The 8,543-nt window shown below is 35.4% G+C and carries 11 protein-coding genes; all 11 read left to right on the plus strand.

The features are described from left to right. A partial coding sequence (locus B3J44_RS22000) for an amino acid--tRNA ligase-related protein (RefSeq protein WP_286971434.1) occupies positions 1-327 on the plus strand: 327 nt, incomplete at its 5' end. Between the two features lie 308 nt (positions 328-635). Next, the gene (locus B3J44_RS22005; protein ID WP_007137066.1) at positions 636-830 is read left to right on the plus strand and encodes a cold-shock protein; all 195 of its coding nucleotides are present in this window, start codon (positions 636-638) and stop codon (positions 828-830) included. A gap of 243 nt (positions 831-1,073) precedes the next feature. Then, a complete protein-coding gene (locus B3J44_RS22010; protein ID WP_095929654.1) occupies positions 1,074-1,439 on the plus strand; it encodes an NADH-quinone oxidoreductase subunit A in 366 nt (121 codons plus the stop codon). 150 nt (positions 1,440-1,589) lie between these two features. Next, a complete protein-coding gene (locus tag B3J44_RS22015) occupies positions 1,590-2,138 on the plus strand; it encodes an NADH-quinone oxidoreductase subunit B (protein ID WP_111378918.1) in 549 nt (182 codons plus the stop codon). Position 2,139: 1 nt separating this feature from the next. Continuing rightward, positions 2,140-2,661, plus strand: a complete 522-nt coding sequence (locus B3J44_RS22020) for an NADH-quinone oxidoreductase subunit C (protein WP_286971454.1) — start codon at positions 2,140-2,142, stop codon at positions 2,659-2,661. Positions 2,662-2,682: 21 nt separating this feature from the next. Next, complete coding sequence (locus B3J44_RS22025) at positions 2,683-3,921, plus strand: NADH-quinone oxidoreductase subunit D (protein ID WP_111368854.1); 1,239 nt, start codon at positions 2,683-2,685, stop codon at positions 3,919-3,921. A 56-nt stretch (positions 3,922-3,977) separates the two neighbouring features. Further along, the gene (locus B3J44_RS22030; RefSeq protein ID WP_012023324.1) at positions 3,978-4,508 is read left to right on the plus strand and encodes a complex I 24 kDa subunit family protein; all 531 of its coding nucleotides are present in this window, start codon (positions 3,978-3,980) and stop codon (positions 4,506-4,508) included. 1 nt (position 4,509) lies between these two features. Continuing rightward, positions 4,510-5,880: an NADH-quinone oxidoreductase subunit NuoF gene (gene nuoF / locus B3J44_RS22035; RefSeq protein WP_179003261.1), complete on the plus strand. Its 1,371-nt coding sequence runs from the start codon at positions 4,510-4,512 to the stop codon at positions 5,878-5,880. Positions 5,881-5,972: 92 nt separating this feature from the next. After that, complete coding sequence (locus B3J44_RS22040) at positions 5,973-7,001, plus strand: 2Fe-2S iron-sulfur cluster-binding protein (RefSeq protein WP_091490522.1); 1,029 nt, start codon at positions 5,973-5,975, stop codon at positions 6,999-7,001. A gap of 6 nt (positions 7,002-7,007) precedes the next feature. Continuing rightward, positions 7,008-8,060 carry an NADH-quinone oxidoreductase subunit NuoH gene (nuoH, locus tag B3J44_RS22045; RefSeq protein ID WP_198854881.1) on the plus strand — a complete coding sequence of 351 codons (1,053 nt, stop codon included), beginning with the start codon at positions 7,008-7,010 and terminating at the stop codon, positions 8,058-8,060. A gap of 88 nt (positions 8,061-8,148) precedes the next feature. Then, a partial coding sequence (locus tag B3J44_RS22050; RefSeq protein ID WP_286971455.1) for a NuoI/complex I 23 kDa subunit family protein occupies positions 8,149-8,543 on the plus strand: 395 nt, incomplete at its 3' end.

Consider the following 8,543-nt stretch of genomic DNA (forward strand, 5'->3'; position numbering starts at 1 on the left):
AACGGAAACGAAATTGGAGGTGGATCTATTCGTATTCACGATAAAGCGACACAACAATTAATGTTTAAATATTTAGGATTTACCGAAGAAGAAGCAAAAGCGCAATTTGGATTCTTAATGGACGCTTTCCAATTTGGAGCACCGCCTCACGGAGGACTTGCTTTTGGTCTTGATAGACTTGTAGCAATTCTTGGAGGTCAGGAAACAATTAGAGATTTCATTGCTTTCCCTAAGAACAATTCAGGACGCGATGTTATGATCGATGCTCCTGCTGCAATTGACGATGCACAATTGAAAGAACTTCGTATTAAAGTAGATATAGCTTAATTTGAAGTAATTTATTCATAAAAAAACAAAAAGCCGCTGAAATTTCAGCGGCTTTTTTAATTTAATCAAATATTAAGAAAAATCTTAAACCATTATTTTTTTGAATTATCATATTCTTACAAACGTAATGTTTTCTTATTCTTACAATTAATGATTCGCAAATTATGGTATTTTATAAACAAATTGACGCAATAAACCACGTAAAAACACTGTAAATCAATAATTTTTACAAAAAATTAACACGTAGATGTCTTTTGTATGATATTATATACTACATTTGTTTATTATAAATTATTATTACATTACAAATGCGTACAGGTACAGTAAAATTTTTCAATGAATCTAAAGGTTATGGATTCATTACAGACGAAGAAACAGGAAAAGACATCTTCGTTCACGCTTCAGGAATTAACGCGGAAGAATTACGCGAAGGTGACCGTGTAAGCTATGAAGAAGAAGAAGGAAGAAAAGGGAAAGTTGCTGCTAAAGTAGCAGTAATCTAAGAAAAATATAGCAATTTATTTTTTTTGCCTCTGAATGGTCTCAGAAGACGTCCCGAAGTATCGGGACGTTTTTTTTTACCCATTTCTTAAAAAAATATTAAAATAACGCAATGTTATTTATAATGAATAAAAATTAGACATAAACGCGGTTTACTACCCTACTTAAATCCTTTTTTAGCTTGTGTTTTACAGAGTTCCAAGTTATCTTTGTGGCTCATTTTTTAAGTATAAAACACGAAGTTTATGCAATCTGATCAATACAGTTACATTCCTATTTTAATGCAGTTTATTCTAGCTGTTGGTTTTGTGGTAGGAACAATCATTATTTCTGGAAAATTAGGACCAAGAAGAACCTCTGAAGTTAAAGATAAAAACTTCGAATGCGGTATCGAATCTGTTGGTAACGCCCGTATTCCATTCTCTGTAAAATACTTCTTAGTTGCCATTTTGTTCGTATTATTCGACGTAGAGGTTATTTTCCTTTATCCTTGGGCGGTAAACTTCAAAGACTTAGGAATTGAAGGAATGCTAAAAATGTTAGTTTTCATGTCTTTGCTTTTAGTTGGTTTCTTCTATATCATCAAAAAGAAAGCATTAGAGTGGGAATAATGATTTTAGATTTTAGATCTGAAATTTTAGATTTATCTACTATTGAGATTTAAAATTTGAATTCGAATTTAAAGTACTGATTTAAAAAATTGATTTTACCTTTTACGATTTCAAAAAATCTAAAATCTAAAATCAGAAATCTAAAATAAAATGAGCGATTCAAAAGTAAATATGGTTGCGCCGCCAGAAGGAGTTACTGGTGAAGGTTTCTTCGCCACAAAACTTAGTGATGTTGTTGGTTTAGCAAGAGCTAACTCATTATGGCCGCTTCCTTTCGCGACTTCATGCTGTGGTATCGAATTCATGGCAACAATGGCATCTCACTACGACTTAGCTCGATTTGGTTCTGAGCGTGTGAGTTTCTCGCCAAGACAAGCCGATATGTTATTAGTAATGGGAACTATTTCTAAAAAAATGGCTCCTATTTTGAGACAAGTTTACGAGCAAATGTCAGAACCCCGCTGGGTAATTGCTGTTGGAGCATGCGCTTCTTCAGGAGGAGTTTTTGATACTTACTCTGTTCTTCAAGGAATTGACAAAGTAATTCCAGTTGACGTTTATGTACCAGGATGCCCGCCAAGACCAGAACAAATTGTTGATGGAGTTATGAGACTTCAGGACTTGGTTAAAAGCGAATCTGTGAGACGAAGAAGCTCACCAGAATACCAAGAATTATTAGCTTCATATAATATCTCATAAGATGGCCTTAGAAAATACCCAAATTCAAGACAAACTTGTAGAAACATTCAGTAACGATGTTTTTAACTTTCAACAAGAAAGAGATATTTTTTCTTTAGAAGCTTCGGCTGATAAAATTACAGCGTTGATTCTTTTCCTTAAAAACGATCCAGAATTACGTTTTCATTTCTTAACAGATTTGTGCGGCATTCATTATCCAGATAACGAAACAGAACGTCAGTTTGCAGTTGTTTATCATTTACACAACTGGTACGAAAACAAAAGATTAAAAATCAAAGTTTTCTTAAACGGCGAAAAACCAGAAATTAAAACAGTTTCAAATATTTTCTTGTCTTCTAACTGGATGGAAAGAGAAACTTTCGATTTCTATGGGATTGACTTTATAGGACATCCTCAATTGAAACGTATTTTAAATATGGACGAAATGCAGTCTCATCCAATGAGAAAAGAATTCCCAATGGAAGACAGCGGAAGAACAGATAAGGATGACCGATTCTTCGGAAGAACAACATCAAATTGCTAAAAAATAATTCAACATTATAAAATGTCAGAACTATTATTACCACCAGAGCATCGTTATGCTAAAATAATTAAGGAGAGACTAAACGACGACGGAAGTGAACTTTCTGTACTAAATTTAGGTCCGACTCACCCTGCAACACACGGTATTTTCCAAAATATCTTATTGATGGATGGTGAAAAAATTCTTGAGGCTGAACCAACTATTGGTTACATCCACAGAGCATTTGAAAAAATTGCCGAAAATCGTCCTTTTTATCAAATTACACCTCTTACAGACCGTATGAACTATTGTTCTTCTCCTATTAATAATATGGGATGGTGGATGACAGTAGAAAAACTATTAGGCATTGAAGTTCCAAAAAGAGCACAATATTTAAGAGTTATCGTTATGGAATTGGCTCGTATTACGGACCACATTATCTGTAACGGAATTTTAGGGGTTGATACTGGTGCGTATACTGGTTTCTTATACGTTTTTCAATTTAGAGAAAAAATCTACGAAATCTACGAAGAAATTTGTGGAGCTCGTTTGACTACAAATATGGGAAGAATCGGTGGTTTTGAAAGAGACTGGTCTCCAGAAGTTTTCAAAAAACTAGATAAATTCCTAGAAGAATTCCCTCCAGTTTGGCAGGAATTCCAAAACTTATTCGAGAGAAATAGAATTTTCCTTGATAGAACTGTAAACGTTGGTGGCATCACTGCCGAAAAAGCAATGGCTTACGGATTTACAGGTCCAAATTTACGTGCTGCTGGAGTTGATTATGACGTACGTGTAGCACAACCTTATTCATCTTACGAAGATTTCGATTTTATTGTTCCTGTTGGAAAATCAGGAGATACTTACGATCGTTTCTGTGTTCGTAATGCTGAAGTTTGGGAAAGTTTAAGCATTATTCGTCAGGCTTTAGAAAAAATGCCTCCAGGAAACGAATATCATGCTGAAGTTCCAGATTACTACCTTCCTCCAAAAGAAGATGTTTACACTTCTATGGAATCTTTAATTTATCACTTTAAGATCGTAATGGGAGAAGTTCCTGTACCAGTTGCAGAAATATATCACCCTGTTGAAGGAGGAAATGGAGAACTTGGTTTTTATTTAGTAACAGACGGAAGTAGAACTCCATATAGATTACATTTCAGAAGACCTTGCTTTATTTATTATCAAGCATTCCCAGAAATGATTAAAGGTGCCATGCTTTCTGATGCAATTATCATTCTTTCAAGTTTGAACGTAATTGCAGGAGAATTAGACGCCTAAACAATTTAGATTAAAAAAATTGTGCCTTTGCGCCCTTGCGGCAAAACAAGAATAAAATGGAAAGAAAACATTACAAACAAGAAATAAATATGACTGAAGCATTGATCGCTCGTATCAATGAATTAATCAGTCATTATCCTGAGGGCAAACAAAAATCAGCTTTATTGCCTGTTTTGCACGAAGTTCAGGATGCACATAACAACTGGCTTAGTATTGAATTGCAAGACAAAGTTGCTGAGATTCTTCAGATCAAACCAATCGAAGTTTATGAAGTTGTAACTTTCTATACGATGTTCAACCAAAAGCCAATTGGTAAGTACATGTTTGAGTTCTGCCAAACTTCTTGTTGTTGTTTAAGAGGTGCCGAAGATTTGATGGATTATACTTCTGAAAAACTAGGCATTAAAATGGGAGAAACAACTCCAGACGGAATGTTTACCATTGCTGGTGTAGAATGTTTAGGTGCTTGCGGATATGCTCCGATGATGCAATTAGGTGATTTCTACAAAGAAAAACTGACAGAAGAGAAAATCGATCAGATCATTGCTGATTGTAGAGATGATAAAATAATATTACACGATAAATAAGATGTCACAAAAAATATTATTAGATAAAATCAATATTCCTGGAATTAAGACCTACGAAGTTTATCGTCAAAATGGTGGTTACGCTTCTGTAGAAAAAGCTTTAAAAACATTAACTCCGGACGAAGTAACTGAGGAAGTAAAAAAATCAGGATTACGTGGTCGTGGTGGCGCAGGTTTCCCTGCTGGAATGAAATGGAGCTTTATCGATAAAAAATCAGGAAGACCAAGACATTTAGTTTGTAACGCCGACGAATCTGAGCCTGGAACATTCAAAGATAGATTTTTGATGGAATATATTCCTCACTTATTGATCGAAGGAATGATCACTTCTAGCTACGCTTTGGGCGCTAACCTATCTTATATCTACATCCGTGGAGAATATATGTGGGTTTTCAAAATTTTAGAAAGAGCAATCGCCGAAGCAAAAGCTGCCGGATGGTTAGGAAAAAATATATTAGGAACAGGTTATGATCTTGAACTTCACGTACACTGTGGAGCTGGAGCTTATATCTGTGGAGAAGAAACAGCATTAATTGAATCATTGGAAGGTAAAAGAGGAAATCCTCGTATTAAACCACCTTTTCCAGCGGTTTCTGGTCTTTGGGCAAATCCAACAGTAGTAAACAACGTTGAAACTATTGCGACCGTGCCTTGGATTGTAAACAATTCTGGCGATGATTATGCTAAAATTGGAATTGGACGCTCTACTGGAACTAAATTAATTTCTGCTTCAGGACACATTAAAAATCCTGGTGTTTACGAAATTGAATTAGGTTTAAGTGTTGACGAATTCATGAATTCTGATGAATATTTAGGAGGAATGTCTTCAAGCCGTCCGTTAAAAGCATTTGTACCAGGAGGTTCTTCTGTGCCAATTTTACCAGCTGAATTGATTTTCAAAACCGCAAATGGCGAAGATCGTTTAATGACTTACGAATCTTTAAGTGATGGTGGTTTTGCTACTGGATCGATGTTAGGTTCTGGAGGATTTATTGTTTACAACGACACTGCTTGTGTAGTAAGAAACACTTGGAACTTTGCTCGTTTCTATCACCACGAATCTTGCGGACAATGTACTCCTTGCCGTGAAGGAACAGGATGGTTAGAAAAAATCTTATGGAGAATCGAAAACGGTCAGGGCCGTGAAGAAGATATCGAATTATTGTGGAGCATTCAAAGTAAAATTGAAGGAAACACAATTTGTCCACTTGGTGACGCCGCTTCTTGGCCAGTAGCTGCAGCGATTCGTCACTTTAGAGATGAGTTCGAATATCACGTTCGTTTCCCAGAAAAAATTAAAAATAGAGATCACTTTGTTGCCGAGCCCTTCTCACAAGTTAAGCATTTAGTAGGCGGTAAAGTAATCGTATAAAAATATATAGAGAAAGTTATAAAGTTAAAAATATTAAAAAGGACAGCAACTCTTTTAAATATTCCGACTTTCAACATTCAAATCAATAAGAGATGAAAGTAACCATAGACGGTCAAAGTATAGACGTAGAACCAGGAACAACGATCCTGCAGGCTGCACGTATGATTGGTGGAGATTTAGTTCCGCCAGCCATGTGCTATTACTCAAAATTAAAAGGCAGTGGCGGTAAATGTCGTTGTTGTTTAGTTGAAGTTTCTAAAGGTAGTGAAGCTGATCCACGACCAATGCCAAAATTAATGGCATCTTGTGTAACAGGATGTATGGATGGTATGGAAGTAAACAGTAAATCGTCTGCAAGAGTAACTGAGGCTCGCAAATCTGTAACAGAATTTTTATTAATCAATCACCCATTAGACTGTCCAATTTGTGATCAGGCTGGAGAATGTGATTTACAAAATTTAAGTTTCGAGCACGGAAATCCGAAATCACGTTATATTGAAGAAAAAAGAACATTTGAACCAGAAGATATTGGTCCAAATATTCAACTTCACATGAATCGCTGTATTTTATGCCAAAGATGTGTACAAGTTGCAGATCAATTGACAGACAACAGAGTTCATGGAGTATTAGATCGCGGTGACCATGCTAATATTTCTACTGGAATTTCTAAAGCAATTGACAATGAGTTCTCTGGAAACATGATTGACGTTTGTCCGGTTGGAGCTTTAACAGATAAAACTTTCCGCTTTAAATCAAGAGTTTGGTTTAACAAACCTTATAACGCGCACAGAGAATGTACTACTCCAGGATGTTGCGGTAAAACTACAGTTTGGATGTTTGGTGGAGAAATTCAACGTGTAACTGGTCGTAAAGACGAGTACCATGAAGTTGAAGAATTCATCTGCAACAGCTGTCGTTTTGATCACAAAGATGTAAATGACTGGGTTATTGAAGGTCCGAGAGAATTTGAAAAAGATTCTGTTATCAACCAAAATAACTACACTCAAAAATTAGAGAAAGTTACAATCGATACAGAAAAGAATATCCTTTTAGGTAGAGATATTGACCGTAAAAAAATTAGTATGGCTGCAATTCCATTAACTGATAAAGATCAAAAATAGTAAGAAATGGAAAGTGCATTTATTATAGAAAAAAGTGTTGTAATTGTTGTCGTTTTTGCGGTAACAATGATTATGGCGATGTATTCTACTTGGGCAGAACGTAAAGTTGCTGCTTTCTTGCAAGATCGTGTTGGACCAAACCGTGCTGGATGGGGAGGTTTATTACAACCGCTTGCAGATGGTATGAAATTATTCTCTAAAGAAGAGTTTTTCCCAAACACACCAAATAGATTTTTATTCGTAGTTGGACCTGCAATTGCAATGAGTACCGCTTTGATGACTAGTGCTGTAATTCCGTGGGGAGATCGTTTACACCTTTTTGGAAGAGACATTATTCTTCAAGCTACAGATGTTAATATCGCATTATTGTACATTTTTGGAGTTCTTTCTGTTGGAGTTTACGGTATCATGATCGGTGGATGGGCTTCTAACAATAAGTTCTCTTTGATGGGAGCTATTCGTGCTGCTTCTCAAATGGTTTCTTACGAGGTTGCAATGGGATTATCAATAATCGCTTTATTGATGATGACTGGAACAATGAGTTTAAAAGAAATCTCATTACAGCAGCAAGGAATGAACTGGAATGTTTTCTATCAGCCATTATCATTCTTAATTTTCTTAATCTGTTCATTTGCTGAAACAAACAGAACTCCTTTCGATTTAGCAGAATGTGAAAACGAATTAATTGGAGGTTACCACACAGAATATTCATCTATGAAAATGGGATTCTATTTATTTGCTGAATATGCAAGTATGTTTATCTCTTCTACTATTATTTCTGTATTATTCTTTGGTGGATACAACTACCCAGGAATGCAATGGATGGTAGAAAATGTAGGTGTAAATGTGGCTAACTTATTAGGTATTGCGGCATTATTTGTAAAAATATGTTTTTTCATATTCTTTTACATGTGGGTACGTTGGACGATTCCAAGATTTAGATATGACCAATTAATGCACTTAGGATGGAGAATTTTAATTCCGCTTTCAATCATTAATATCATGATTACGGGTGTTGTTATTTTAAGACACGAAATCTTAGCTGCTTTAGGATTCTAAGAACCGAAGTTAGCTTCAAATAAAAAACAAAATAGATTTTAAATTTGATTCGATATCAAATTATAAATCATAAACTATAATAGTAAAAATGTCAATAGAAACTATATCATTATCGGGTAGAAAAAAGGTGGTGTCAAATAAGGACATGTCTTTTGTTGAACGATTGTATCTTGTGGCGATTGTAAAAGGTTTAATTATTACTGTAAAACACCTTTTTAGAAAGAAAGTTACCATTCATTACCCAGAGCAGGTTCGTGAAATGAGTCCAGTTTATCGTGGTCAGCATATGTTGAAACGTGATGAGCAAGGCCGTGAAAACTGTACTGCTTGCGGATTATGTGCTTTATCATGTCCAGCAGAAGCTATAACAATGAAAGCTGCTGAACGCAAGCCTGATGAAAAACACTTATACAGAGAAGAAAAATATGCTGAAATCTATGAGATCAACATGCTTCGTTGCATTTTCTGTGGTTTATGTGAAGA

The sequence above is a fragment of the Flavobacterium sp. UBA4854 genome (assembly GCF_002399805.1).
Taxonomy (GTDB): Bacteria; Bacteroidota; Bacteroidia; order Flavobacteriales; family Flavobacteriaceae; genus Flavobacterium; species Flavobacterium ginsengisoli.